We start from the raw sequence: 26,227 nt of genomic DNA, 5'->3' as shown, positions 1-26,227 counted from the left end.
TCTTAACCTGAACGACGACGATTACGCGGTGCGCCGCCTGAACGACGCGGACCATTGCCGGAGCGTGGGCGGGTAAGACGCTTAGGCGGCGGCAGTTCGCTTAACAGCGCTTCCGGATTGTATTTGCTCTGCGGAATAGAGTGACCGATGTAGGTCTCAATGGCCGGAAGGTTCAGCGCATACTCTTCACACGCAAGGCTAATAGAGTGACCGCTTGCGCCCGCGCGACCGGTACGACCGATACGGTGTACGTAGTCTTCACAGTCGTCTGGCAGATCGTAGTTAAAGACGTGCGTTACGGCTGGAATGTGTAAACCACGTGCAGCCACGTCGGTGGCGACCAGAATATCGAGATCGCCGCGGGTAAACTCTTCGAGAATACGCAGGCGTTTTTTCTGCGCCACGTCGCCGGTCAACAGGCCAACACGGTGACCATCGGCAGCCAGGTGGCCCCAGATGTCTTCACAACGGTGTTTGGTGTTGGCAAAGATGATGGCGCGATCTGGCCACTCTTCTTCAATCAGCGTTTGCAGCAGGCGCATTTTCTCTTCATTAGAAGGATAGAAGAGCTCTTCTTTAATGCGGTGACCCGTTTTCTGCTCCGGTTCCACTTCTACGTATTCGGCGTTGTTCATCTGTTCGAACGCCAGCTCGCGAACGCGGTAGGAGAGGGTTGCAGAGAACAGCATATTCAGGCGCTGATTAGCCGGAGGCATACGGCGGAACAGCCAGCGGATGTCTTTAATGAAGCCCAGATCGTACATGCGGTCAGCTTCATCGAGCACCACAACCTGGATGGCACCGAGGTTAATGTGGTTCTGTTTGGCGTAATCGATAAGACGGCCGGTGGTACCGATCAGGATATCCACACCGCTTTCCAGCACTTTCAGCTGCTTATCGTAGCCGTCGCCGCCATAGGCCAGGCCCAGCTTCAGGCCGGTAGCCTGCGCCAGGGGTTCAGCGTCTGCGTGGATCTGTACCGCCAGTTCTCGCGTCGGGGCCATAATTAGCGCGCGCGGCTGGTTAACTTTACGGTCTGCAATCGCTGGGTGAGAAAGTAAATAATGAAACGTTGACGTTAAAAACGCCATCGTTTTGCCGGTACCGGTTTGCGCCTGCCCGGCAACATCGCGACCGGCCAGCGTCAGCGGCAGCGCGAGGGCCTGAATGGGCGTGCAGTTATGAAACCCTTTATTTTCAAGGGCTTCAATCACCTTCGGGTGCAGCGCGAAGTCGGAAAACTTCTGTTCTGTTAAATGTGTTTTGCTCATAGTGTGGTAGAATATCAGCTTACTATTGCTTTACGAAAGCGTATCCGGTGAAATAAAGTCAACCTTTAGTTGGTTAATGCGACATCAACGCGTCGTTGGTGGAGACAAAACCAACGTACCAGGCTTATTCCTGTGGAGTTATATATGAGCGATAAAATTATTCACCTGACTGACGACAGTTTTGACACGGACGTACTTAAGGCTGACGGGCTGATCCTCGTCGATTTCTGGGCTGAATGGTGTGGTCCTTGCAAAATGATCGCCCCGATTCTGGATGAGATCGCCGACGAATATCAGGGCAAACTGACCGTTGCCAAGCTGAACATCGACCAGAACCCGGGCACCGCACCAAAATACGGTATCCGTGGTATTCCGACCCTGCTGCTGTTCAAAAACGGCGAAGTGGCGGCGACCAAAGTGGGCGCGCTGTCCAAAGGTCAACTGAAAGAGTTCCTCGACGCTAACCTGGCGTAAGGTTTCTCCGCTGTGCGTTCAGAGCCCCCGGCTAAATGATTCGGAACTCTGGACGCCCGGCTGAAGTCGTGCTAAGTTAGCTATGACTTCGTTTTAAACATATCTTGTTGTTTGAATCTTGTTTTACCCGATACTTCCCGTTGTTAACATGAACAGTGCGTGAAGTGGCTAAATTCCGGGCTTGTCACTCAATCCGTCTTGTCGTTTCAGTTCTGCGTTCTTTCCCTGTGACCAGACAGCGAACAGACATGAGTTGATGGCCGCTAAACAGGCATGGATGACCCTGCCATACCATTCACAACATTAAGTTCGAGAATCACCCCGAGTTTAAGAACCCACACCATTATGAATCTTACCGAATTAAAGAATACGCCGGTTTCTGAGCTGATCACTCTCGGCGAAAATATGGGGCTGGAAAACCAGGCTCGTATGCGCAAGCAGGACATCATTTTCGCCATCCTGAAGCAGCACGCTAAGAGTGGCGAAGATATCTTTGGCGACGGTGTGCTGGAGATATTGCAAGACGGATTTGGTTTCCTCCGCTCTGCAGACAGCTCCTACCTCGCCGGCCCTGACGACATCTACGTATCCCCCAGCCAAATCCGCCGTTTCAACCTCCGCACTGGTGACACCATTTCAGGTAAGATTCGTCCTCCTAAAGAGGGTGAACGCTACTTTGCGCTGTTGAAAGTCAATGAAGTTAACTTCGATAAGCCAGAAAACTCGCGCAATAAGATCCTCTTTGAGAACTTAACGCCGCTGCACGCGAACTCTCGCCTGCGTATGGAGCGTGGTAACGGTTCTACCGAAGACTTAACCGCGCGCGTTCTGGATCTGGCCTCACCAATCGGTCGTGGTCAGCGTGGTCTCATTGTGGCGCCGCCAAAAGCGGGTAAAACCATGCTGCTGCAGAACATCGCGCAGAGCATTGCTTACAACCACCCTGACTGTGTGCTGATGGTGCTGCTGATTGACGAACGTCCGGAAGAAGTGACCGAGATGCAGCGTCTGGTTAAAGGTGAAGTGGTTGCTTCTACCTTCGACGAGCCAGCATCTCGCCACGTTCAGGTTGCGGAAATGGTGATCGAGAAGGCAAAACGCCTGGTTGAGCACAAGAAAGACGTGATCATCCTGCTCGACTCCATCACCCGTCTGGCGCGTGCCTACAACACCGTGGTCCCGGCGTCTGGTAAAGTCCTGACCGGTGGTGTGGATGCTAACGCCCTGCATCGTCCAAAACGTTTCTTCGGTGCTGCACGTAACGTCGAAGAGGGCGGCAGCCTGACCATCATCGCGACCGCGCTGATCGATACCGGCTCTAAGATGGACGAAGTTATCTACGAAGAGTTTAAAGGGACAGGCAACATGGAACTGCACCTCTCTCGTAAGATCGCTGAAAAACGCGTCTTCCCGGCTATCGACTACAACCGTTCCGGTACCCGTAAAGAAGAACTGCTCACCACCCAGGAAGAGCTGCAGAAAATGTGGATCCTGCGCAAAATCATCCATCCAATGGGTGAAATCGACGCGATGGAGTTCCTCATTAACAAACTGGCAATGACCAAAACCAACGACGATTTCTTCGACATGATGAAACGCTCGTAACGCAAATAAAGCCAGCGAACGCCACGTTTTTACGTGGCGTTTTTCTTTTATGGACTATACGCTAGTACCACCTACTCACAATTTTGACTGGGCAGTGCGACAATAAGATAATTCGCACAGTAAAAACATTAATAGCTTGAATAATAAACAAATGGAACTGTAAGAGGTTTGCTTTATAACTTCAGGCTCAGCGCCTTGATGGTTATACTTCCTTGACTAACATTTGTTGAGAACATCCATTGTGAACCTACTTGATACGTTTACTGAACTAACCAGTATTTTCTTGTTTACCACCTGCTTTTTGTTTCTGGCACGTAAGGTGGCGAAATATCTGGGGTTAGTGGATAAACCCAACTTCCGTAAGCGTCATCAAGGCATGATCCCTTTGGTCGGAGGTATCTCTGTTTTCGCGGGGATCTGCTTCACGTTTGCCATCGCGGATTACTATATCCCACATGCCAGGCTGTACCTAACCTGCGCGACGGTGCTTGTGGTGGTTGGCGCTCTTGACGACCGTTATGATATTAGCGTCAAAATCCGCGCCTTCGTTCAGGCTGCTGTGGCTATTGCTATGATGGTGTTCGCTAAGCTGCACTTGAGTAGCTTGGGCTATATTTTTGGCTCCTGGGAGATGGAACTCGGTCCGTTCGGTTATTTCCTGACACTTTTTGCCGTGTGGGTGGCGATTAACGCATTCAACATGGTTGACGGTATTGATGGTTTGCTGGGAGGCCTGTCCTGCGTCTCATTTGCCGCAATTGGTTTCATTTTATGGTTCGATGGGCAATATAGCCTTGCTATGTGGTGTTTTGCCATGATTGCGGCCATCCTGCCTTATATCCTGTTAAATCTCGGTGCATTGGGCCGGCGCTATAAAGTATTCATGGGTGATGCGGGTAGCACGCTTATCGGCTTTACTATCATTTGGATCTTGCTGGAAACCACTCAGGGTGATGTACACCCCATTAGCCCGGTAACAGCATTATGGATTATCGCTATCCCGTTAATGGATATGGTTGCGATTATGTATCGCCGTCTGCGTAAAGGGATGAGCCCTTTCTCTGCTGACCGCCAGCACATTCATCATTTAATCATGCGAGCCGGATTCACTTCCCGGCAGGCATTTGTGCTTATTACGCTGGCGGCTGCTATTCTAGCGGCGATTGGCGTGACGGCGGAATATACACATTTTGTACCTGAATGGGCTATGTTGGTATTGTTCTTGCTAGCTTTTTCTCTCTACGGCTACTGCATTAAGCGCGCATGGAAAGTAGCGCGGTTCATTAAACGTATTAAACGCAGGATGCGTCGTAACAGTGGCAAAAACACAACATTAACTAAGTAAAACCGGGACTATGATGACTCAACCGTTGGCGGGAGCGAAATCAGTGGTAACTGAGAATGAACTGGATATTCGGGGTTTGTTTCGCGTGTTATGGGCAGGCAAACTTTGGATTGCGGGGATCGCGCTGGGGTTTGCACTGTTAGCGCTGGCCTATACGTTCTTTGCAAAACAAGAGTGGAGCGCCACGGCAATCACTGACAAACCAACGGTTAACATGCTTGGGGGGTTCTATTCCCAACAGCAATTCCTGCGAAACCTGGATATCAAAGCTAACCTCGCCACGCCGGATCAGGTCTCCGTTATGGATGAGGCCTATAAAGAGTTTGTGATGCAACTGGCTTCGTGGGATACGCGCCGCGACTTCTGGTCCCAGACGGATTACTACAAGCAGCGTCGGGTTGATAACACCAAAGCCGATGCCGCTCTGCTGGACGATCTGATTAACAATATTCAATTTATGCCGGGCGACGCGCTGCGTAACGTGAATGACAGCGTCAAGCTGATTGCAGAAACCGCGCCGGACGCCAACAACCTGCTGCGTCAGTATGTCGCGTTTGCCAGCCAGCGTGCCGCAAGCCATCTTAACGAAGAGCTTAAAGGCGCCTGGTCGGCTCGTACCATCCAGATGAAAGCGCAGGTGAAACGTCAGGAAGAGGTGGCTAAAGCGATTTTCGCTCGCCGTGTACACAATATTGAGCAGGCGCTGAAAATTGCGGAACAGCACAATATTTCCCGTACTGAGACGGACGTGCCGGCTGATGAACTACCTGATTCAGAGATGTTCCTCCTTGGCCGCCCCATGTTGCAGGCACGTCTGGAAAACCTTCAGGCCGTCGGTCCTGATTTTGACCTCGATTACGATCAAAATCGCGCGATGCTCAATACGCTTAATGTCGGTCCATCTCTGGACCCGCGTTTTCAGACCTATCGTTATTTGCGAACGCCTGAAGAACCTGTAAAACGCGATAGTCCGCGTCGTGCATTCCTGATGATCATGTGGGGGATTGTGGGCGCACTGACGGGCGCAGGCGTGGCGTTAACGCGTCGTCGTACAAACTAAGAATACCGTTTACGATGAAGGCTACTGCCTTGATCGCCTAATCGAAGAGAATCGATGTGAAAGTACTAACCGTATTTGGCACCAGGCCGGAGGCCATAAAGATGGCGCCTCTGGTTCATGCGCTGGCCAGCGATCCTGATATTGAAGCGAAAGTGTGCGTCACGGCCCAGCACCGTGAGATGCTCGATCAGGTGTTAACGCTCTTTTCCATCGTCCCGGATTACGACCTCAATATTATGAAACCGGGGCAAGGATTGACGGAGATAACCTGTCGTATTCTGCAAGAGCTGAAGCCTATCCTGGAGTCATTCAAGCCTGACGTGGTGCTGGTACACGGCGACACTACCACGACCGTGGCGACCAGCCTGGCCGCGTTTTACCAGCGAATTCCCGTGGGGCATGTTGAGGCGGGTCTGCGTACCGGCAATCTTTATTCGCCGTGGCCGGAGGAGGCCAACCGCACGCTAACGGGCCACCTGGCGATGTATCACTTTGCGCCTACGGAAAACTCGCGTCAGAACCTGCTGCGTGAAAATATCGCCGATAACAAAATCTTTGTGACCGGCAATACGGTCATCGATGCGTTAATTTGGGTACGTGACCGGGTCCTGGCAAACCACGAGCTTAAGAACGAACTCGCTGCTCGCTATCCATTCCTGCACAACGGCAAAAAAACCATTCTGGTCACAGGCCATCGTCGCGAAAGCTTTGGCCGGGGTTTTGAGCAAATCTGTCACGCGCTGGCTGAAATCGCGGCGCAGAACGACGACGTGCAGATTGTCTATCCGGTCCATCTCAATCCTAACGTCAGCGAGCCGGTTAACCGCATCCTGGGTCATATCGAGAATGTCCTTCTGATTGAACCTCAGGACTATCTGCCGTTTGTCTGGCTGATGAACCATGCCTGGCTGATCCTTACCGATTCCGGCGGCATTCAGGAAGAAGCGCCTTCTCTTGGCAAACCGGTGCTGGTGATGCGTGAAACCACCGAACGTCCGGAAGCGGTCAAAGCCGGTACGGTGCGTCTGGTCGGCACCAACGCGGAACTCATCGTCGAAGAGGTCACGCGCCTTCTGCATGACGACGAAACGTATCAGGCGATGAGCCGGGCCCATAATCCGTATGGGGACGGGCAGGCTTGTGGCCGTATTTTGCATGCACTTAAACACAATCAGGTATCGCTATGAGTTTTACTACCCTCTCTGTCATTGGTCTTGGCTACATTGGCTTGCCCACCGCGGCGGCGTTTGCCTCTCGTCAGAAACAGGTTGTCGGTGTGGATATCAACGCCCGTGCGGTGGAAACCATTAACCGTGGCGAGATTCATATTGTCGAGCCCGATCTTGACCGCGTGGTGAAAGAGGCGGTGGAGGGCGGCTTCCTGCGCGCCAGTACCACGCCCGTTGAAGCGGATGCCTACCTGATTGCTGTTCCAACGCCCTTTAAAGGTGACCACGAGCCCGACATGGTCTACGTCGAGGCGGCGGCAAAGTCCATTGCCCCTGTGCTGAAGAAAGGGGCGCTGGTGATTCTGGAATCAACCTCTCCGGTCGGTGCTACCGAGCAGATGGCGCAGTGGCTGGCCGACGCGCGCCCTGATTTAAGCTTCCCGCAACAGGCGGGGGAGCAGGCGGATATCAACATCGCCTACTGCCCGGAGCGCGTCCTCCCGGGCCAGGTCATGGTCGAACTGATTAAAAACGACCGCGTCATTGGCGGTATGACGCCCGTCTGTTCCGAGCGCGCCAGCGCGCTGTACAAGATTTTCCTGGAAGGCGAGTGTGTGGTGACAAACTCCCGCACCGCCGAGATGTGCAAGCTGACGGAAAACAGCTTCCGTGACGTTAATATCGCCTTTGCGAACGAACTGTCGCTGATTTGCGCCGATCAGGGGATTAACGTCTGGGAGTTGATTAGCCTGGCGAATCGCCATCCGCGTGTAAACATTCTCCAGCCAGGCCCGGGCGTGGGTGGACACTGCATCGCCGTCGATCCGTGGTTTATTGTGGCTCAGAATCCGGCGCAGGCGCGCCTGATTCGCACCGCGCGTGAAGTGAACGACAGCAAACCTCACTGGGTGCTCAATCAGGTCAAAACCACGGTAGCGGATTGTCTGGCAGAGAGCGGCAAGCGCGCCAGCGAGCTGAAAATTGCCTGCTTTGGTCTGGCCTTCAAACCCAACATTGACGATCTGCGTGAAAGCCCGGCAATGGAAATTGCTCAGATGATTGCCGAATGGCACAAGGGTGAAACGCTGGTGGTTGAGCCGAATATCCATGAGTTGCCGGCAAAACTGGCGGGGCACTGCACGCTGGCTGCGCTGGGTGAGGCGCTGGCGACGGCGGACGTGCTGGTGCTGCTGGTGGATCATCAAGAGTTTAAAGCGACGTCCGGTGATGCGGTGCGTCAGAAGTATGTCGTTGATACCAAAGGTGTCTGGCGTTGAACAGCCTGAACGGGGTACTTGAGCCCCTGCAGTGGGAGAGTGTCTTTTTCGGCCTGCCGTCGGCCATTGTGCGTCTGCGCGATGATGCGCCGGTACTGGCTGAATCGGATTTCATCGCCTGGCAACGGATTCAGGCGAAAATCCCGGCGGACCGTACCGACCTGCTTGATGCGCTCCAGCAACGCGGTTTTCAGCTGGTGGAAGGTGAGGCAGACCTTTCCATAACCCTCACCCGGCATGGTGCGCCCGGCGCTGAAATCGCAACCGAACAGGATATTCCCGTGCTGCGTCAGATGGCGGCTCAGGCGTTTGCGCAGAGTCGCTTTCGTACGCCCTGGTACGCACCTGACGATAGTGGACGTTTCTATGCCCAGTGGATAGAGAATGCGGTTAAAGGCACCTTTGACCACGTCTGCCTGGTTTTCCGCGCAGGGGACGGTCAACTCCAGGGGTTCGTCTCGCTTCGCAAGCTCAACGTGCGCGAGGCGCGTATTGGCTTATTAGCCGGGCGCGGCATGGGTGAGAAACTTATGCAGGCGGCGCTGCACTGGGCGCAGCAGCAGCAGGTTGAGACGCTGCGGGTGGCGACCCAGGTGGGCAACACCGCCGCGCTTAAACGTTATATTGCGAGTGGTGCCAACATCGACGCCACCGCCTACTGGTTATACAGGTGACAAGATGATTCCATTTAACGCACCACCCGTCGTCGGAACGGAACTCGACTATATGCAGTCTGCCATGGGCAGCGGCAAACTCTGCGGTGACGGCGGTTTCACCCGTCGCTGTCAGCAGTGGATGGAACAGCGTTTTCGCAGCGCCAAAGTACTGCTGACCCCGTCCTGTACGGCATCGCTGGAAATGGCCGCACTGCTGCTGGATATCCAGCCCGGCGATGAAGTGATCATGCCGAGCTACACCTTCGTTTCCACGGCGAATGCGTTTGTCCTGCGCGGGGCGAAAATCATCTTTGTGGATATCCGCCCGGATACCATGAACATTGATGAGACGCTGATTGAAGCGGCGATCACCGACAAAACGCGCGCGATCGTGCCGGTTCATTACGCAGGTGTGGCCTGTGAAATGGACACCATCATGGCCATCGCCAAAAAACATAACCTGTTTGTGGTGGAAGATGCCGCGCAGGGAGTGATGTCGACCTACAAGGGACGCGCGCTGGGCACCATCGGCCACATCGGCTGCTTTAGCTTCCACGAAACCAAAAACTACACGGCAGGCGGAGAGGGTGGCGCGACGCTGATTAACGACCGGGCACTCGTGGAGCGTGCGGAAGTGATCCGCGAAAAAGGCACCAACCGCAGCCAGTTCTTCCGCGGCCAGGTAGACAAATATACCTGGCGCGATATTGGCTCCAGCTATCTGATGGCGGATCTGCAGGCCGCGTACCTGTGGGCGCAGCTGGAAGCCGCGGATCGCATCAACCTGCAGCGTCTCTCCCTGTGGCAAACCTATTACGATGCGCTGGAACCTCTGGCAAAAGCTGGGCGTATTGCACTGCCAACGATTCCGGCGGATTGCGTCCACAACGCGCACATGTTCTACATCAAGCTGCGCGATAACGACGACCGCAGCGAGCTCATCGCCTGGCTGAAAGAAGCCGAAATTATGGCGGTGTTCCACTATATCCCGCTGCACTCCAGCCCGGCGGGCGAAGCGTTTGGAACGTTCGCGGGTGAAGACCGTTACACCACCAAAGAAAGTGAGCGGTTGCTTCGTCTGCCACTGTTCTACAACCTCGCGCCAGTTAACCAGCGTACGGTGATTAATACCCTCCTGAGTTATTTCGGCTGATATGTCTCTGGCAAAAGCATCGGTGTGGACCGCCGCGTCCACGCTTGTAAAAATTGGGGCCGGGCTGTTGGTCGTCAAGCTCCTGGCCGTCTCATTTGGCCCGTCAGGAGTGGGGCTGGCGGGTAATTTCCGTCAGCTTGTCACCGTCCTTGGCGTGCTGGCCGGTGCCGGTATCTTCAACGGCGTCACCAAATACGTTGCGCAGTATCATGATGATGCGGCCCAGCTTCGGAGGGTCGTGGGCACCTCGTCGGCGATGGTCACGGGTTTTTCGACCCTGATGGCGATTATCTTTCTGCTGGCGGCAGCGCCCATCAGCCAGGGATTATTCGGTCACACCCACTATCAGGGGCTGGTGCGTCTGGTCGCATTGGTTCAGATGGGGATTGCCTGGGCTAACCTGCTGCTGGCGCTGATGAAAGGGTTTCGTGATGCTGCCGGGAACGCGCTTGCGTTGATCCTGGGCAGCGTCATCGGCGTGATTGCCTATTATTTCTGCTATCGCCTGGGTGGCTATGAAGGCGCACTGCTGGGGCTGGCGCTGGTTCCGGCGCTGGTGGTTGTGCCTGCGGCATTTATGCTGATGCGTCGGGGCGTCATTCCGCTGAGCTACCTGAAACCGCAATGGGACTCGATGCTTGCCAGCCAACTGGGTAAATTTACCCTGATGGCGCTCATCACCTCCGTCACGCTGCCGGTGGCCTACGTGATGATGCGAAACCTGCTGGCGGCGCACTATAGCTGGGATGAGGTCGGGATCTGGCAGGGCGTAAGCAGTATTTCCGATGCCTATCTTCAGTTTATTACGGCTTCCTTTAGCGTTTACCTGCTGCCAACCCTGTCGCGTCTGACGTCCAGACAGGACATAACGCGCGAGATTTTCCGATCGCTGCGCTTTGTATTGCCGGCCGTCGCGGCTGCCAGCTTTACCGTCTGGTTATTGCGCGATGTCGCCATCTGGCTGCTGTTCTCGGCGAAGTTCACCGCCACGCGCGATCTCTTTGCCTGGCAGCTGGTGGGTGATGTACTGAAAGTGGGGGCTTACGTTTTCGGCTATCTGGTGATCGCGAAAGCGTCCCTTCGGCTCTATATCCTGGCGGAAATTAGCCAGTTTGTTTTACTGACGGCATTTTCACACTGGCTGATACCCACGCACGGTGCGCTGGGGGCGGCCCAGGCCTACATGGCAACCTATATCGTTTATTTCGCCGCCTGTTGCGGTGTATTTTTATTGTGGCGTAAACGCGCATGACTGCACTGATTCACATCCTGGGATCGGATATCCCACACCATAACCAGACCGTTTTGCGGTTCTTCAACGACGAGCTGGCATCGGGCGATCCTGATGCGCGTGAGTTTATGGTTGCAGGTCAGGATAAGGGCCTGAGCGAGGCGTTTCCGGCACTGACGATTCGCTTCTGGCCGGATAAGGCCTCACTGGCGAAGGCGGTGGTTGCCAAAGCCAAAGCGGATCGTAAGCAACGTTTCTTTTTCCACGGGCAGTTCAATACCGGCCTGTGGCTGGCGCTTCTCAGCGGAGGGATTAAACCCTCCCAGTGCAGCTGGCATATCTGGGGAGCCGATCTTTATGAAGTCTCCCGCGGCTGGAAATTCCGTCTTTTTTATCCCCTGCGCCGCATGGCTCAGGGGCGCGTAGGCTGCGTTTTTGCTACCCGCGGCGATCTCAACTATTTTGCTAAACAGCACCCGAACGTGCGCGGCGAGTTGCTCTATTTCCCCACCCGCATGGATCCGGCGCTGAACGCCATGGCGAATGACGCGGTGCGAGAAGGCAAGCTGACGATTCTGGTGGGGAATTCCGGCGATCGCAGTAACGAACATGTCGCGGCGCTCAGGGCGGTGCATCAGCAGTTTGGCGACACAGTGAACGTGGTGGTGCCGATGGGCTATCCCGCCAACAACAGCGCCTATATCGACGAGGTTCGTCAGCAGGGGCTGGCGCTGTTTAGCGCTGAAAATCTGCACATCCTCAGCGATAAGCTGGAATTTGATGAATATCTTGCGCTGCTGAGAAAATGCGATCTCGGTTATTTCATCTTTGCCCGGCAGCAGGGGATTGGCACGCTGTGCCTGCTGATTCAGGCAGGTGTACCGTGCGTGCTCAACCGCGATAACCCGTTCTGGCAGGACATGGCCGAGCAGCATATTCCGGTACTGTTTACCTCAGACACGCTGAATGTCGAGGTGGTACGTGAAGCTCAACGTCAGCTCACGCTGGTGGATAAAAACAGCATCGATTTTTTCAGCCCGAATTATCTCACGCCGTGGCACCGCGCGCTGCGTATCGCTGCAGGAGACAAAGCATGAGTCATTTGCAATTCAGCGGCTTACTGGTTGTCTGGCTTCTGAGCAGCCTGTTTATCGCCACGCTCACCTGGTTTGAATTCCGCCGCGTGCGCTTCAACTTTAACGTCTTCTTCTCGTTACTGTTTCTGCTAACGTTCTTTTTCGGCTTCCCGTTGACCAGCATACTGGTCTTCCGTTTTGACGTGAGCGTCGCGCCGCCGGACATTCTGCTCCAGGCGCTTCTGGCGGCGACCTGCTTCTATGCGGTCTACTACGTCACCTATAAAACGCGTCTGCGTTCAGCGCAGACAGCTGCCCCACGCCGGGCGCTCTTTACCATGAATCGGGTGGAAACCCACCTGACATGGGTGATGCTGATGACTATCGCCCTGGTCAGCGTTGGCATCTTCTTCATGCATAACGGCTTCCTGCTTTTTAAACTCCACTCCTACAGCCAGATTTTTTCGGCAGAAGTCTCGGGCGTGGCGCTTAAGCGTTTCTTCTACTTCTTCATCCCGGCGATGCTGGTGATCTTCTTCCTGCGCCAGGACAGCAAAGCGTGGCTGTTCTTCCTGGTCAGTACCGTCGCATTTGGCATCCTGACCTACATGATTGTGGGCGGTACGCGCGCGAACATCATCATCGCCTTCGCGATTTTCCTGTTTATCGGCATTATCCGCGGCTGGATCTCGCTCTGGATGCTGGTTGCAGCAGGCGTGTTTGGCATTGTGGGGATGTTCTGGCTGGCGCTAAAGCGCTATGGGATGAACGTGGCGGGTGATGAGGCGTTTTACACGTTCCTTTACCTCACGCGCGATACGTTCTCACCATGGGAAAACCTGGCACTGCTGCTGCAAAATTACGACAAGATTGATTTCCAGGGGCTGGCGCCGATTGTTCGCGACTTCTACGTCTTTATCCCTTCCTGGCTATGGCCGGACCGTCCTGGCGTGGTGCTGAATACGGCGAATTACTTCACCTGGGAAGTGCTGAACAACCATTCCGGTCTGGCAATTTCACCCACGCTGCTCGGTTCCCTGGTGGTGATGGGCGGGGCATGGTTCATTCTCCCCGGAGCGGTTGCCGTGGGGCTGATTATCAAGTGGTTCGATTGGCTTTACCTGCGTGGCAATGAAGAGACCAATCGCTATAAAGCGGCCATTTTGCACAGTTTCTGCTTTGGTGCCATTTTCAATATGATCGTTCTGGCGCGCGAAGGTCTGGACTCGTTCGTTTCGCGCGTGGTGTTCTTCATGGTCGTTTTCGGCATCTGCCTGTTACTGGCCAAGCTGTTGTACTGGCTGTTTGACAGCGCCGGGCTTGTGCACAGGCGCGAGCGGCAGGGCAGCACAACGCTGTCGCAAGTCTGAGTAAGGATAGTAATGACTGATAGAATTTCTGCACCGCGCTATGCGCTACGTGGTCTGCAGCTGATTGGCTGGCGCGACATGCAGCACGCGCTGGATTTTCTGTTCGCCGACGGCCAGATGAAATCCGGTACGCTGGTGGCCATCAACGCGGAAAAGATGCTGGCGGTTGAGGATAACGCGGAAGTCAAAAGCCTGATAGACGCGGCCGAATTTAAATACGCAGACGGGATCAGCGTGGTTCGCTCTATCCGTAAAAAGTATCCTGACGCTAATGTTTCCCGCGTGGCGGGTGCCGATCTCTGGGAGCAGCTTATGGCCCGTGCAGGCGCGCAGGGAACGCCCGTGTTCCTGATTGGCGGGAAGCCGGAGATACTGGCCCAGACGGAAGAGAAACTGCGTCGTCAATGGAATGTTAATATTGTCGGCAGCCAGGATGGTTACTTCAAACCGGAAGATCGGCAGGCGCTGTTTGAGCGCGTTCGTGACAGCGGGGCGAAGATTGTCACCGTGGCGATGGGGTCCCCGCGCCAGGAGATCCTGATGCGTGACTGTCGTCTGGTCTGCCCGGATGCCCTCTACATGGGCGTTGGCGGCACATATGACGTCTTTACCGGCCACGTCAAGCGTGCGCCAGCGGTCTGGCAACATCTGGGGCTGGAGTGGTTGTATCGCCTGCTATCGCAACCGACACGCATTAAACGCCAGATCCGTCTGCTTCGCTACCTCGCCTGGCATTACACCGGGAAAATGTAATCAAAATGTAGCGCGATATGCTATTCGCGCTGCAACTCGCCTGCAAAACTGCTGATAATCTGTGCAATGCATTCATTTTTTTTATGCATCGTTTGCCATTTGGCACATTTTAAGAAACCATTCGCTCCGTATTTTAGTCCCCCTAAAAAACAATACCCGGTCTTAAGTCGGGAAACAGCAAACACAATCGAGGATCTATGGCAGAGAAAAAACAGGAGCTACAGCGTGGGCTGGAAGCTCGTCATATTGAACTGATAGCGCTGGGCGGCACTATCGGCGTGGGCCTGTTTATGGGCTCCGCAAGCACGCTCAAGTGGGCAGGCCCTTCCGTATTACTGGCGTACATTATTGCCGGGCTGTTTGTTTTCTTCATCATGCGTTCCATGGGCGAAATGCTCTTCCTGGAGCCGGTAACCGGCTCCTTCGCCGTTTACGCGCACCGGTATATGAGCCCCTTTTTCGGCTACCTGACAGCCTGGTCATACTGGTTCATGTGGATGGCGGTGGGCATCTCCGAGATCACCGCGATAGGGGTCTACGTCCAGTTCTGGTTCCCGGACATGGCCCAGTGGATACCCGCGCTTATTGCCGTGGGGCTGGTAGCGCTGGCAAACCTGGCCGCCGTGCGTCTTTATGGTGAGATCGAGTTCTGGTTCGCGATGATTAAAGTCACCACCATCATCGTGATGATTGTTGTTGGCCTGGGCGTGATTTTCTTCGGCTTTGGCAACGGTGGACACGCTATCGGTTTCGGTAACCTGACCGAAAACGGCGGCTTCTTTGCCGGCGGCTGGAAGGGTTTCCTGACGGCGCTGTGTATCGTTGTGGCTTCGTATCAGGGCGTGGAGCTGATCGGTATTACTGCCGGTGAAGCGAAAAATCCTCAGGTCACGCTGCGTAGCGCGGTGGGCAAAGTGCTGTGGCGCATCCTGATTTTCTATGTGGGCGCGATCTTCGTTATCGTAACCATCTTCCCGTGGAACGAAATTGGCACGACGGGTAGCCCGTTTGTTTTAACCTTTGCCAAAATTGGTATCACGGCGGCGGCGGGCATCATTAACTTTGTGGTCCTGACGGCCGCGCTGTCAGGCTGTAACAGCGGGATGTACAGCTGTGGGCGTATGCTCTATGCGCTCTCGATGAATAACCAGCTGCCTGCGGCGATGAGCAAAGTGTCACGTGCTGGCGTGCCGGTGGCGGGCGTGGCGGTTTCCATTGCAATCCTGCTGATTGGCTCTTGCCTGAATTACATCATTCCCAATCCGCAGCGGGTGTTCGTTTACGTCTACAGCGCCAGCGTCCTGCCGGGCATGGTGCCGTGGTTTGTTATCCTCATCAGCCAGCTGCGTTTCCGTCATGCGCATAAAAAGGCGATTGAAAGCCATCCGTTCCGTTCAATTCTGTTCCCGTATGCGAACTATTTAACGATGGCGTTCCTGATTTGCGTATTAATCGGAATGTACTTTAATGAAGATACCCGCATGTCGCTGTTTGTCGGGATGATCTTCCTGGCCGCTGTAACGGCTGCCTATAAGCTTTTTGGTCTCGGTCGCCGTGCCACCACGCAGAAAGTGGAGGAATAAGCGGCAAAATGTGCAAACGATAACCAAACGCGCATTTTTTTCAAAAAAGCACTAGACAGCGGGGACGGAGGTACGTAATATCCAGCCCCGCAACGGCGCTAAGCGCCCGTAGCTCAGCTGGATAGAGCGCTGCCCTCCGGAGGCAGAGGTCTCAGGTTCGAATCCTGTCGGGCGCGCCATTTTAGTCCCGGCGCTAGAGCTGCGGTGGTCTGAGAAGTAGTCAGTACCGCGTGAAAGAATACAGTGGTGGCTATAGCTCAGTTGGTAGAGCCCTGGATTGTGATTCCAGTTGTCGTGGGTTCGAATCCCATTAGCCACCCCATTATTGAAAGAGTTGTGAATTGCGAAGGTGGCGGAATTGGTAGACGCGCTAGCTTCAGGTGTTAGTGTCCTTAGGATGTGGGGGTTCGAGTCCCCCCCCTCGCACCACGACTTTTTAAATGAATTGAACTAAAAATTCAAAAAGCAGTACATCGGCGAGTAGCGCAGCTTGGTAGCGCAACTGGTTTGGGACCAGTGGGTCGGAGGTTCGAATCCTCTCTCGCCGACCAATTTTGAACCCCGCTTAGGCGGGGTTTTTTGTTTTCTGCCACTTTTCACCCCTGTAGTGATTCCCCGACAGCGTCCTGTTTCATTGTCGCGATTCAGCGACATATAATTCATTGAAAATAAACATATTTACTATCCATAGGTTTTGCTGTCTCCTCCTGGCGACATATTTCTGCGTTGACCGATATGTTGTAGCGATTAAGACGACGCTTAACAGCATAATTTCCTTTTATCTTAAAATGTTGCGTCATGTAAAAGTTCTGCGTGTCATGTTGGCACGTTACGTGCAATAATATGCGTGTAGATGCTCATTCCATCTCTTATGTTCGCCTTCGTGCCTCATAAACTCCGGAATGACGCAGAGCCATTTACGGTGCTTATCGTCCACTGACAGATGTCGCTTCGGCCTCATCAGACACCATGGACATAACGTTGAGTGAAGCACCAAATATGTTGTCTTACAGACCTGTTTTAACGCCTGCTTTTATAGCAGGCGTTTTTTTATGCCTTATTCCCGATACCGGCGCACGATCAGGGCAACCATCACAAGGGCCGCTGACGAGACAGCATAGAGTGCGGCTACTGAGCCAAACCCGGCAGCCACTGCCGCTGCGATGCCGGTGAAGAGAGAGGCGCTGAGCGTTTGCCAGCGCCAGGCTTTACCACTGGCCGAAGCGGTTTGCGTAATATGAAAACTACTGAGAACGCCAAACGTCCCGGCCGCGAACAGAACATTCGAAGCCAGATGCGCGATAAAGATCATCCCCAGCGCACATGCCATCCACCCGGACAACAACGGCAGCATTCCATAAGCGGCCAGAAAGATGCCGAGACAAACGATGATGCGTGGCGTGCGAGCGGCAAAGCGCGTCAGGCTCTCTTTTTTTAGCAACATGGGGCCGCAAAGCTGTCCCAGGCTCCTTGCGAAAAGCAGCGGCAAAGCAAGGCTCGCCGCATCCTGAGGATGGATTTGCTGTGCCAGTGCCGGAAGCAGTGCCATGGCCGGCGAGCCGACGGCCGCCAGTGCTGGCAGGATGAGCAGACTGCGTTTCTGCCGAACGGTCAAGGTCCGCCAGCGTAATGCCGCAGGGGCTTCCTCTTCCTCGAGGGACGGGAGTGATGGCGCAGAAAACCGGCGTCCAGCCAGCCATAGCATGAGCAGTGACCCGAGAAAGCTGGCGGCATCAATGGCCAGAAGGGTAAATACGGATATCTTCTGAAACAGCATCACGCCCAGGCCGGTCCCCAGCAAAACCTGAGAAGCAAAAATCACATTTTCCAGACAGGTCGCAGCAGGCAGCTCCGCTTCGCTGAGACCGCGCTTGAAGAGCAACGTCAGCGCGGGCCAGCTCATCCCGCTGAGCAGCGCTTCGGTGGATTGCACGGCGAGTAACGCGGTAACGCTGTGATAACCCACACCAAGGAGGGGAAAGAGCAGGGCGAGCAATCCCAGTGCCTCGGTCAGTATCAGCAGGGCGATCGGAGAACATCGGGAGCACAGCTTTTCGCCGATCGTACTCCCGATAAACCCCGGCACCGTAGCGAAAAGAAAAGCGAGGGTGAGCAGTGCGGGCGGGGCTGACCATGCTAACAGCAAGCCGAAGACCACGACCTGGGTTAAGCCATTCCCCAGCGAAGAAAAGATAAAAGCACAAGCAAGGAGGCGCAGCCAGCGGTGGCAGCGCAGCGCTTCAATAAGCGCATACAGAAGCGAGTTCATGACGATTTCCTTTCAAAAACGATTTAATCCACGCTGCAGAATGTGCGCGTGTGTGAGAAAAAGTTAATGAAAAGAGATCGTTACATTGGCGGGCTCGTTTGCGGATGCAGGTGTAAAGAATGTAGCAGCAGAAAGGCGATAAAAAAAGGAGGCCGTTTGGCCTCCTTTTTGTTTATTGTTGGGTACCGTTGTTTTGCAGGGTCAGCAACAGCCCGTCACGGCGCATGGCGGCGGCCTCTTCCGGCTTATGCTGCTTGTCCAGCGTATCGGCAAGCCAGGCGTAGTCGAAGGCGTCCGGACGCTGCTTCAGCGCTGCACGGAAGGCGAGGCTCGCCTCCTGCCATTCGCCGTGCTTCATCAACGACTGGCCGAGCGTGCTCCACAGCAGCGGTCGATCGCCGACGGTTTTAATCTGCTGACGCAGCACTTTTTCGATTTGCTCAGGATTGTTGGTTTTCAGGCGCGGGATCACCATCACCAGACGATCGTCGTACTGACGCTTCAGACCGTCGAGGAGGATCGCCTGAGCCGTGTCGTGATCGTCACACTCGATGAGATGTTCCGCCATCGCCACCTGCAGAGGAACCTGCTGACGCGTTTTACGGCTCTGATTCTTCCACCACGTTTTCAGACCGTCGCTGCCCAGGTCTGCGCGCGCCTGATCCATCAGGCCAATCCACGCCAGACGCTGAAGCTCATCACGATGTTCATCGTCGCCCACCTCGGCCTTCGCCATCGACGGAATGATGTCCAGCAGTGAGCCCCAGGCGCCGGTACGAATATAGGCCTGCTCGGCAAGACGCAGCACTTCCGGATGACGCGGCGCGACTTCCAGCAGACGGTCGATGCCGTGGCGAGCCGCGTGATTCTCATTGCGTGCCAGCTGCAGACGAACGCGCGTGATTTCCACCGGAATCGGGTCGCCGTGAGCCAGCTCAGCCGCTCGCTCCAGATGCTGATTAGCGCGGGCTTCATCACCGCGCTGCTGCGCCGCTTCGGCCGCCAGCAGATAGTTCACCACCGGCTGTTCGGCATGGTCGGCGTTTTTCGACATCAGCTTTTCAACCTGCTGATAGTCACCCTCTGCGAGCTTAAGCAGCGCCTGCTCGGTCTGTTTACGGGCGCGACGGCGCTTACGGCCAACGAACCAGCCGCGGGTATGGGCACCGGTACGGAAAATACGGCGCAGGATCCACTCGATCGCAAACAGCACCACCACGCCAAGGATCAGAATGATCGTCAGACCCGTTACGCTGGTTTCAATGTTGTAGTTATCGGTCTGGATCAGGACATAACCCTGATGACCCGCAAGCATAGGCCCCAGGACGATCCCGGCGATCAGCAGGATAAAGAGTAAGAGGACTTTTAGCATCGTTACTCTCCCTGCGGTGCGCTTTCAGGCGCAGGAGCCGGAGCAGGTGCCGCTCCGCCCGTCTGCTCAGCCGGCACGCCCGGCTGCGCCAGCAGGTTACGCACGCGCGTCTGCATCAGTTTCTCCAGAATCGGCTGGCTGGTCAGCTTGTCCGGCACGTTCATGGTGATGTTCTGCTGGCTCAGCTTATCAATGTCTTCGAGGAAGGCGGTGGTCGTCGCATCATCGGTGTTGTAGTAAGCGCGTACCCACGTTGAGACGTTATCCAGCGCCTGTTTATAGGTCTCTTCCTGATGACGCGGCACGGCCTGGGCCGCCACCAGCAGGCGGGAACGAATGTTCTCGCGCAGATAGATGTCCTGGTTCGGCGCGAGCAGCGGTACGGCAGTTTCGTCGCGACGGCGGATAGTGATAAAGCTGTCCATAAAGTTCTGCCAGCTTTTCTGCAGGTTTATGCGCCATTCGCTCAGCGAGCTGGAAAGCTCCGTACCGTCGGAATCCATCGGGGAGTCGTCGTCGTTGTTATCCGCTAGCTGCAGGTTATCAATCTGATTCGACAGCTGATTCACTTTAAGGATAATGCCGTCGTAATCCACCTGCGAAACGGCGGAGAGGCTGGCGATGTCTTCGGTAATCGCGCGACGGGCGGTAATGAGGCTTGGGTCGTTCATGTCCGCCAGGCTTGCATCGGCGCTTTTCAGCAGCGCGGCGGCAGTGGTGACGTCCTGATCGCTCCAGAGCTTACGTCCGGCGAGCTTCACCAGGAAGTCAGCCTGCGAGAGCAGCCAGGTTTTGGCATCGGTGCCGGAAATCGTGGCGACTTTCTGCTGTACTTCACCCAGCTGTTTGGTCAGCTCTTCCTGTTTGCTGTTCGCTTCGGCAAGCGCGGCGGCCTGCTGCTTAATCACGGCTTCCAGCTCGGTTTTCTGCGTCTCCTGCTCTTTTTGCAGGGCAGTGAGCTGATTCACCAGCGCATCGCTGGTGGACGTCTGGTTAGCGCTCTGTTGCTTCACCAGCCCGTACAGGCCAACCCCCGCTGCCAGCGCAATGGCGATGGCAATCGCGCTCAGCGTGAGGCTTGTTTTGTTGCTGCCGTTTTTCTTCTCAGCGGTTTTCTCAGTCGTCTCTGGCTGTGGCGTCGTCTCCACAGTCTCCCTGGTCTCTTCAACCACGGCGGAGGATTTGTCGTGTTCCGTCATTATGGCTTCCCATTTGAGAGTTATTGTAATGCGCGCAGCAGCGCATCGTTGTCGGCGTTATCAGCGATCCGAATATCCTGCCAGCCCAGTTCCCGGGCCTGGTTCGCCAGACGCTCACTGACGACCAGAAGCCGACAGCGGAGTAACCAGTTTTCGCGATACCAAAGCGGTATCAGCGTCCAAAGCTGTTGTAACATTTCACCGCTGGTGACCACCAGCGTATTGATGCCTCGCGCGTGCCAGCGCATCGCCTCTTCCGCGCCATCGTAGTGTTTTGCACAGCGCTGATAGCACTCAACGAACGTCACGTTCGCACCACGTTCACGCAGCGTTTCGCCCAGCAGCTCGCGCCCCCCATTGCCGCGCAAAATGAGCGCACGCTTTCCGGCAACAGTTTGTAATTCAGGTAATTGTAGCAAGACTTCAGTGATTTCCCGATCTAACGGGTAACGAACGTCCGCGCCGCTTACGGTATGCAGCGCCAGTGCCGTTGTGCGGCCAATCGCGAAATAGCCGGGGGCGGTTGGCCAGGCCATGTCCTGCTGCTGCAGCTGTGCGTGGGCAAATTCCACGGCATGCTGCGACAGCGCAAACAGCAGGTCACCGTCCTGAAGGGTATTCATCTGGTCGGCGAGCGCAGAGAGCTCGCGACCGGGGGAGAATTCAATGAGCGGAAAACTCCAGGCCACCTGCCCCAGTGCGCGCAGACGGCTCACTAACTGCTCTCCTGCGGGAGAAGGGCGGGTGACGAGAATACTCATGCAGGGGGCTCTCCATTATATACGTCAGCCAGGATCTCGCGGGCGCCGTTATCCAGTAACTCTTCCGCCAGCGACACGCCAAGCTGCTCGGCATCTTGCGCGTTACCGCGACGTTCGCCGCGCACCATCTGCGAACCGTCCGGGGCGCCTACCAGCGCGCGCAGCCACAGTTCGCCATTCGTCAATTCAGCATAGCTGCCAATTGGCACCTGGCACCCGCCTTCGAGGCGGGTATTCATCGCCCGCTCCGCTTTTACGCGCGTAGCGGTTTCTTCATGATTCAGTGGGGCAAGCAGCTCGCGGGTACGCGCATCGTCCAGACGGCACTCGATGCCGACGGCACCCTGGCCAACAGCGGGCAGTGAGAGCTCTGGCGGCAGCGCTACGCGAATACGTTCTTCCAGCCCCAGACGCTTCAGGCCGGCAACGGCGAGAATAATGGCATCGTAATCGCCGTTATCTAGCTTGCCCAGACGCGTGCCGACGTTACCGCGCAGCGAGCGGATGATCAGGTCAGGACGACGCTCCGCCAGCTGACACTGACGGCGTAAACTGGACGTGCCAACCACGCTACCCGCTGGCAGCGCGTCGAGCGAGTCATAGCGGTTAGAGACAAACGCATCGCGCGGGTCTTCGCGCTCGCAGATGGTCGCTAGCCCCAGCCCTTCCGGGAACTCGACGGGCACATCTTTCATCGAATGTACGGCGATATCGGCGCGGTTCTCAAGCAATGCCAGTTCCAGTTCTTTGACAAACAGGCCCTTGCCGCCCACTTTCGCCAGCGGCGTATCGAGGATCACGTCACCGCGCGTGACCATCGGCACCAGCTCGACGCGCAATCCACTGTGGCAGGCTTCCAGGCGCTGCTTCACATAATGTGCCTGCCAGAGCGCGAGAGGGCTTTGGCGTGTGGCAATTCTCAAAACATTGTCTAACATGCTTGTTACCGTCATTATCAATCGCTAACCATCCTAACATTGTTGACTCTGGGATGGCAGTTTTACGGTTGATGAAGAGTGAGAGGGACAAGGCGGCGTATTCGTCAGCCAGAGCCGTATTCAGGAATTTACACGTACAGAACGGTGCTACACTTGTATGTAGCGCATCTTTCTTTACGGTCAATCGGCAAGGTGTTAAATTGATCACGTTTTAGACCATTTTTTCGTCGGTACCACCAAAAATGATAAGGGCGAAAAAGGGTAACGGTTATCTTTTTGAAATACTGCGGGTCCGCTGTTAGTCGTGTTTTGAATAGCTGCGACACCCGGAAACATCAGGCGATACGTCTTGTACCTCTATATTGAGACTCTGAAACAGAGACTGGATGCCATAAATCAACTGCGTGTGGATCGCGCGCTTGCTGCTATGGGCCCTGCTTTCCAGCAGGTATACAGTCTGCTGCCGACATTATTGCACTATCACCACCCGCTGATGCCTGGCTACCTTGATGGTAACGTTCCCCAGGGCATTTGTCTTTTCACGCCTGATGAAACCCAACAGCATTATTTGAACGAGCTGGAACTCTACCGGGGCATGCCGCCACAGGAGTCCCCGAAAGGTGAACTGCCGATTACCGGCGTTTACTCTATGGGGAGCACCTCATCGGTAGGGCAAAGCTGTTCTTCTGACCTGGACATCTGGGTCTGTCATCAGTCCTGGCTCGATAACGAAGAGCGTCAGCTGCTGCAGCGTAAATGCAGCCTGCTGGAGAGCTGGGCGGCCTCGCTCGGCGTGGAAGTGAGCTTCTTCCTGATTGATGAAAACCGTTTCCGCCATAACGAAAGCGGCAGTCTGGGTGGTGAGGACTGCGGCTCGACCCAGCACATCTTATTGCTGGATGAATTCTACCGTACTGCCGTTCGCCTGGCCGGGAAACGTATTCTGTGGAATATGGTCCCGTGCGAAGAAGAAGAGCATTACGACGATTACGTCATGTCGCTTTATGCGCAGGGCGTACTGACGCCAAACGAATGGCTGGACCTCGGCGGTCTCAGCTCACTGTCTGCGGAAGAGTATTTCGGCGCAAGCCTCTGGCAGCTCTATAAGAGTATCGACTCACCGTACAAAGCGGTGCTGAAAACGCTGCTGCTTGAAGCCTACTCCTGGGAATACCCGACGCCGCGCCTGCTGGCGAAAGACATCAAACAGCGCCTGCACGACGGGGAGATCGTCTCCTTCGGGCTCGACGCCTACTGCATGATGCTCGAGCGCGTAACCGAATACCTGAAAGCCATTGATGACACCACGCGTCTGGACCTGGTACGTCGATGTTTCTATCTCAAAGTCTGTGAGAAGTTGAGCCGCGAACGCGCCTGCGTGGGCTGGCGTCGTGAAGTGGTCAGCCAGTTAGTGAAAGAGTGGGGATGGGACGACGCGCGTCTGTCCATGCTCGACAACCGGGCCAACTGGAAAATCGATCAGGTGCGTGAAGCGCACAACGAACTGCTCGATGCGATGATGCAAAGCTACCGTAATCTGATTCGCTTTGCGCGCCGCAACAACCTCAGCGTTTCCGCCAGCCCGCAGGACATCGGGGTATTGACCCGTAAGCTGTACGCCGCGTTTGAAGCGCTGCCGGGTAAAGTCACGCTGGTTAACCCGCAGATTTCGCCTGACCTGTCAGAACCGAACCTGACGTTTATCTACGTGCCGCCGGGCCGCGCGAACCGCACCGGGTGGTATCTGTACAACCGTGCGCCAAGCATGGATTCCATCATCAGCCATCAGCCGCTGGAATATAACCGCTATCTGAACAAGCTGGTGGCCTGGGCCTGGTTTAACGGCCTGCTGACCTCGCGCACGCGCCTGTTTATCAAAGGCAACGAGGTGGTCGATCTCGCTAAGCTGCAGGAGATGGTCGCAGATGTGTCGCACCACTTCCCGCTGCGTCTGTCTGCGCCGACGCCAAAAGCGCTCTACAGCCCGTGTGAGATTCGCCATCTGGCGATCATCGTCAACCTGGAATACGACCCGACGGCGGCCTTCCGCAATCAGGTGGTCCATTTTGACTTCCGCAAGCTGGACGTCTTTAGCTTTGGCGAGCAGCAAAACTGCCTGGTGGGCAGCGTGGACCTGCTGTACCGCAACTCGTGGAACGAAGTGCGTACCCTGCACTTCAACGGCGAGCAGGCGATGATCGAGGCGCTGAAAACCATTCTCGGCAAGATGCACCAGGATGCCGCGCCGCCGGACAGCGTGGAAGTGTTCTGCTACAGCCAGCACCTGCGCGGGTTGATTCGTACCCGCGTGCAGCAGCTGGTCTCCGAGTGTATCGAGCTGCGTCTCTCCAGTACCCGTCAGGAAACCGGGCGCTTTAAAGCGTTGCGCGTCTCCGGCCAGACCTGGGGCCTGTTCTTTGAACGTCTCAACGTATCGGTACAGAAGCTGGAAAACGCCATTGAATTCTACGGCGCGATTTCGCATAACAAGCTGCATGGCCTGTCGGTGCAGGTGGAAACCAACCACGTTAAGCTCCCGCAGGTGGTGGACGGCTTTGCCAGTGAAGGGATTATTCAGTTCTTCTTTGAAGAGTCGGGCGACGATGCCGGGTTCAACATCTACATTCTGGATGAGACCAACCGCGCCGAGGTGTATCACCATTGTGAAGGCAGTAAAGAGGAGCTGGTGCGCGACGTCAGCCGCTTCTACTCCTCTTCGCATGACCGCTTTACCTACGGCTCAAGCTTTATCAACTTTAACCTGCCGCAGTTCTACCAGATTGTGAACGTCGATGGCCGTGCGCAGGTGATCCCGTTCCGCACTCAGGCCGTCACGCCTGCCGCGCCTGCCAATCAGGACACCGCGCCGCTGTTGCAGCAGTATTTCTCCTGAGCCTTTTCGCCGGGTGGCTAATGCTTACCCGGCCTACGGTTCGAGCCGTTGTAGGCCCGGTAAGGCGCAGCCGCCACCGGGCAACAAAACTACCTGAAACGCACTTCCTCACCCGCCTGCGCGGTCGCGGCCTGTTCCAGCAGATCCCAGAACGGTACGCCGCTACGGTCGCACACCCACTCATCACCCTTCAGATCGAAGTGATAGCCGCCCTGTTTGGCCGCCAGCCACACCTGGTGAAGCGGCTCCTGACGGTTAATAATAATTTTGCTGCCATTTTCGAAGCTCAGGGTCAGAATACCGCCGTTGATTTCACAATCGATATCGCTGTCGCCGTCCCAGTCGTCAAGACGCTCTTCGATGGTCATCCACAGGTTGTCGGCAAGGCGATGGAATTCACTGTCGTTCATGGTTTTGTTCCTGTTTTTCGTGATGCCGGCAGTATAACCCTAAATAATTCCCGTTGCAGGAAAGCGGCAAACTCTTGCTTTTGTGTCTTCTCCTGCGATGATAGAAACAGATTTGAACTTACGGGCAACTTTATAATGAAAAACGCTTTCCGAACGCTTGCCGTTCTCATCACGCTGTTTAGCCTGACTGGCTGCGGACTGAAGGGACCACTGTACTTTCCGCCTGCGGATAAAACCGCACCGCCGCCGACGAAACCGGTTAACAGCGGCATTGAGTCTTCCACGCCAGATACTAACGACCGTGGCGACAACGGCGGCCCGACTCAGGTTAATCTCTGACGACAACGTTCTGTACCCGCGCA

At 55.4% G+C, this 26,227-nt stretch carries 22 protein-coding genes and 4 tRNA genes; 19 read left to right on the top strand and 7 right to left on the bottom strand.

Features of this window, described 5'->3' with window-relative positions:
• Positions 1 to 2: 2 nt before the first annotated feature.
• Positions 3 to 1,271 carry an ATP-dependent RNA helicase RhlB gene (gene rhlB / locus FHC48_RS17460; protein WP_021242834.1) on the bottom strand — a complete coding sequence of 423 codons (1,269 nt, stop codon included), beginning with the start codon at positions 1,269 to 1,271 and terminating at the stop codon, positions 3 to 5.
• 144 nt (positions 1,272 to 1,415) lie between these two features.
• On the opposite strand from rhlB, the gene trxA reads away from it, so the two are divergent.
• The 17 genes from trxA to FHC48_RS17375 all read left to right on the top strand — a co-directional run bounded on the left by trxA (position 1,416) and on the right by FHC48_RS17375 (position 16,574).
• Positions 1,416 to 1,745 carry a thioredoxin TrxA gene (trxA, locus tag FHC48_RS17455; RefSeq protein WP_006179218.1) on the top strand — a complete coding sequence of 110 codons (330 nt, stop codon included), beginning with the start codon at positions 1,416 to 1,418 and terminating at the stop codon, positions 1,743 to 1,745.
• A gap of 345 nt (positions 1,746 to 2,090) precedes the next feature.
• A complete protein-coding gene (gene rho / locus FHC48_RS17450) occupies positions 2,091 to 3,350 on the top strand; it encodes a transcription termination factor Rho (protein WP_008501566.1) in 1,260 nt (419 codons plus the stop codon).
• Positions 3,351 to 3,591: 241 nt separating this feature from the next.
• Positions 3,592 to 4,695 (top strand): UDP-N-acetylglucosamine--undecaprenyl-phosphate N-acetylglucosaminephosphotransferase, encoded by a 1,104-nt coding sequence (wecA, locus tag FHC48_RS17445; RefSeq protein WP_025912234.1) that lies wholly within the window; start codon positions 3,592 to 3,594, stop codon positions 4,693 to 4,695.
• A 13-nt stretch (positions 4,696 to 4,708) separates the two neighbouring features.
• Positions 4,709 to 5,755 carry an ECA polysaccharide chain length modulation protein gene (gene wzzE / locus FHC48_RS17440; RefSeq protein WP_008501563.1) on the top strand — a complete coding sequence of 349 codons (1,047 nt, stop codon included), beginning with the start codon at positions 4,709 to 4,711 and terminating at the stop codon, positions 5,753 to 5,755.
• 56 nt (positions 5,756 to 5,811) lie between these two features.
• Positions 5,812 to 6,942 (top strand): non-hydrolyzing UDP-N-acetylglucosamine 2-epimerase, encoded by a 1,131-nt coding sequence (wecB, locus tag FHC48_RS17435; RefSeq protein WP_023615519.1) that lies wholly within the window; start codon positions 5,812 to 5,814, stop codon positions 6,940 to 6,942.
• Complete coding sequence (gene wecC / locus FHC48_RS17430; protein ID WP_059364662.1) at positions 6,939 to 8,201, top strand: UDP-N-acetyl-D-mannosamine dehydrogenase; 1,263 nt, start codon at positions 6,939 to 6,941, stop codon at positions 8,199 to 8,201. Before wecB ends, wecC begins: the two co-directional genes overlap by 4 nt.
• Complete coding sequence (gene rffC, locus FHC48_RS17425; RefSeq protein ID WP_059364665.1) at positions 8,198 to 8,875, top strand: dTDP-4-amino-4,6-dideoxy-D-galactose acyltransferase; 678 nt, start codon at positions 8,198 to 8,200, stop codon at positions 8,873 to 8,875. The genes wecC and rffC overlap by 4 nt, the downstream gene beginning before the upstream one ends.
• A 4-nt stretch (positions 8,876 to 8,879) precedes the next feature.
• Entirely contained in the window at positions 8,880 to 10,010 is a 1,131-nt protein-coding gene (gene rffA / locus FHC48_RS17420; RefSeq protein WP_039025160.1) for a dTDP-4-amino-4,6-dideoxygalactose transaminase, read from the top strand.
• Position 10,011: 1 nt separating this feature from the next.
• A complete protein-coding gene (wzxE, locus tag FHC48_RS17415; protein ID WP_059364668.1) occupies positions 10,012 to 11,262 on the top strand; it encodes a lipid III flippase WzxE in 1,251 nt (416 codons plus the stop codon).
• Complete coding sequence (locus tag FHC48_RS17410) at positions 11,259 to 12,338, top strand: TDP-N-acetylfucosamine:lipid II N-acetylfucosaminyltransferase (protein WP_023326288.1); 1,080 nt, start codon at positions 11,259 to 11,261, stop codon at positions 12,336 to 12,338. Before wzxE ends, FHC48_RS17410 begins: the two co-directional genes overlap by 4 nt.
• Positions 12,335 to 13,687 carry an ECA oligosaccharide polymerase gene (wzyE, locus tag FHC48_RS17405; protein WP_059364985.1) on the top strand — a complete coding sequence of 451 codons (1,353 nt, stop codon included), beginning with the start codon at positions 12,335 to 12,337 and terminating at the stop codon, positions 13,685 to 13,687. The genes FHC48_RS17410 and wzyE overlap by 4 nt, the downstream gene beginning before the upstream one ends.
• A gap of 12 nt (positions 13,688 to 13,699) precedes the next feature.
• On the top strand, positions 13,700 to 14,440 hold the full coding sequence (gene wecG / locus FHC48_RS17400; RefSeq protein ID WP_008501554.1) for a lipopolysaccharide N-acetylmannosaminouronosyltransferase: 741 nt from the start codon (positions 13,700 to 13,702) through the stop codon (positions 14,438 to 14,440).
• Positions 14,441 to 14,637: 197 nt separating this feature from the next.
• Positions 14,638 to 16,023, top strand: coding sequence for an amino acid permease (locus tag FHC48_RS17395; protein ID WP_059364989.1), 1,386 nt, complete (start codon positions 14,638 to 14,640; stop codon positions 16,021 to 16,023).
• Between the two features lie 102 nt (positions 16,024 to 16,125).
• Positions 16,126 to 16,202 (top strand) — tRNA-Arg (locus FHC48_RS17390).
• Between the two features lie 67 nt (positions 16,203 to 16,269).
• Positions 16,270 to 16,345 (top strand) — tRNA-His (locus FHC48_RS17385).
• 21 nt (positions 16,346 to 16,366) lie between these two features.
• Positions 16,367 to 16,452 (top strand) — tRNA-Leu (locus FHC48_RS17380).
• A gap of 45 nt (positions 16,453 to 16,497) precedes the next feature.
• Positions 16,498 to 16,574, top strand: a tRNA-Pro gene (locus FHC48_RS17375).
• 506 nt (positions 16,575 to 17,080) lie between these two features.
• On the opposite strand, the gene FHC48_RS17370 is transcribed toward FHC48_RS17375, so the two are convergent.
• The 5 genes from FHC48_RS17370 to hemC form a co-directional block, all read right to left on the bottom strand.
• A complete protein-coding gene (locus FHC48_RS17370) occupies positions 17,081 to 18,292 on the bottom strand; it encodes a hypothetical protein (RefSeq protein ID WP_059364991.1) in 1,212 nt (403 codons plus the stop codon).
• A 172-nt stretch (positions 18,293 to 18,464) separates the two neighbouring features.
• Positions 18,465 to 19,664, bottom strand: coding sequence for a protoheme IX biogenesis protein HemY (hemY, locus tag FHC48_RS17365; protein WP_023293568.1), 1,200 nt, complete (start codon positions 19,662 to 19,664; stop codon positions 18,465 to 18,467).
• A 2-nt stretch (positions 19,665 to 19,666) separates the two neighbouring features.
• Positions 19,667 to 20,863 carry a uroporphyrinogen-III C-methyltransferase gene (gene hemX, locus FHC48_RS17360; protein ID WP_044597487.1) on the bottom strand — a complete coding sequence of 399 codons (1,197 nt, stop codon included), beginning with the start codon at positions 20,861 to 20,863 and terminating at the stop codon, positions 19,667 to 19,669.
• Between the two features lie 20 nt (positions 20,864 to 20,883).
• Entirely contained in the window at positions 20,884 to 21,624 is a 741-nt protein-coding gene (hemD, locus tag FHC48_RS17355) for a uroporphyrinogen-III synthase (protein WP_021242845.1), read from the bottom strand.
• Complete coding sequence (hemC, locus tag FHC48_RS17350; RefSeq protein WP_059364993.1) at positions 21,621 to 22,562, bottom strand: hydroxymethylbilane synthase; 942 nt, start codon at positions 22,560 to 22,562, stop codon at positions 21,621 to 21,623. The genes hemD and hemC overlap by 4 nt, the downstream gene beginning before the upstream one ends.
• Before the next feature lie 349 nt (positions 22,563 to 22,911).
• Between hemC and cyaA the strand changes: the two genes are divergently transcribed.
• A complete protein-coding gene (gene cyaA / locus FHC48_RS17345; protein ID WP_059364995.1) occupies positions 22,912 to 25,455 on the top strand; it encodes a class I adenylate cyclase in 2,544 nt (847 codons plus the stop codon).
• A gap of 89 nt (positions 25,456 to 25,544) precedes the next feature.
• On the opposite strand, the gene cyaY is transcribed toward cyaA, so the two are convergent.
• Positions 25,545 to 25,865, bottom strand: a complete 321-nt coding sequence (gene cyaY, locus FHC48_RS17340; protein ID WP_008501546.1) for an iron donor protein CyaY — start codon at positions 25,863 to 25,865, stop codon at positions 25,545 to 25,547.
• A 135-nt stretch (positions 25,866 to 26,000) separates the two neighbouring features.
• On the opposite strand from cyaY, the gene FHC48_RS17335 reads away from it, so the two are divergent.
• On the top strand, positions 26,001 to 26,204 hold the full coding sequence (locus tag FHC48_RS17335) for an LPS translocon maturation chaperone LptM (RefSeq protein WP_021242847.1): 204 nt from the start codon (positions 26,001 to 26,003) through the stop codon (positions 26,202 to 26,204).
• The last annotated feature ends 23 nt before the right edge of the window (positions 26,205 to 26,227 follow it).

It is taken from the genome of Enterobacter sp. EC_50 (assembly GCF_019584525.1).
Taxonomy (GTDB): Bacteria; Pseudomonadota; Gammaproteobacteria; order Enterobacterales; family Enterobacteriaceae; genus Enterobacter; species Enterobacter roggenkampii.
Note: the sequence above shows the minus strand (reverse complement) of the source record. Positions and strands in the feature narration are given on the sequence as shown.